Source organism: Priestia sp. P5_B4 (assembly GCF_056400385.1).
The window spans coordinates 1-690 of sequence record NZ_JBFULJ010001375.1; the positions used below are offsets into that span (position 1 = coordinate 1).

The 690-nt window shown below is 30.3% G+C and carries 2 pseudogenes; one reads left to right on the forward strand and one right to left on the reverse strand.

The features are described 5' to 3' along the window. Positions 1–149 (reverse strand): annotated as a pseudogene (locus tag AC1DRF_RS31085) (carbonic anhydrase); the annotation flags it as partial. 250 nt (positions 150–399) lie between these two features. Between AC1DRF_RS31085 and AC1DRF_RS31090 the strand changes: the two are divergent. Further along, positions 400–690: pseudogene (locus tag AC1DRF_RS31090) on the forward strand (hypothetical protein); the annotation flags it as partial.

Consider the following 690-nt stretch of genomic DNA (forward strand, 5'->3'; position numbering starts at 1 on the left):
GCTTTAGGAAGTAATTCTAACAAACGTGTATCCATGCAAGTTAAGATCACTATTTTTTTGTTAGGAAATTTGGATGTTTGAAAAGCCTCGAATTGATTATTTGTTACAAATTTTTCATTAAACTTTAAAACTTCAGATAGACAAGTCATTGTTTTCCTCCTGCGTTATTTATTTTTAACTTATTTTTTAGTCTAAAGATAAAGTTTAAAAACGAACTAAATAAAATATTAAAATTTTCTTAAAATATTCAGAAAAAACTTATAAATAAATCACATTTATATGCGTGAAATTATGTAAGCGTATTCTTTCTCTGTTTCAGCGAAGAATATGGGAATTATATGTTAAAATGGTACAAAGTTGGAATTGTCTAAAAGAATGGTAGAGAGGAGGAAGGCAAAAGTGAAGGCTCTTATAGCAATAGGCCTTATTTTTTGTTGTTTAGTAGGGTGCAGTTCTAATGCCCAAGTCACCAACGATAAAAAAATGGGGGAGAATATTCAGCAATCATTTGAACAAAAAGGTGTAAGCTCAGTGGATGTATCGAAGTTAAGTGATTTTAAATGGGAAAAAGGATATTTATTAACAAACAAAAGCAAGAAAGCCGACGTAGAAAAACTTGTAAACGCACCGATCAGTGAAGAGATGATGAAAAAAATATCTGCTGCTAATCAAATGCTTGTGTTTGTACAC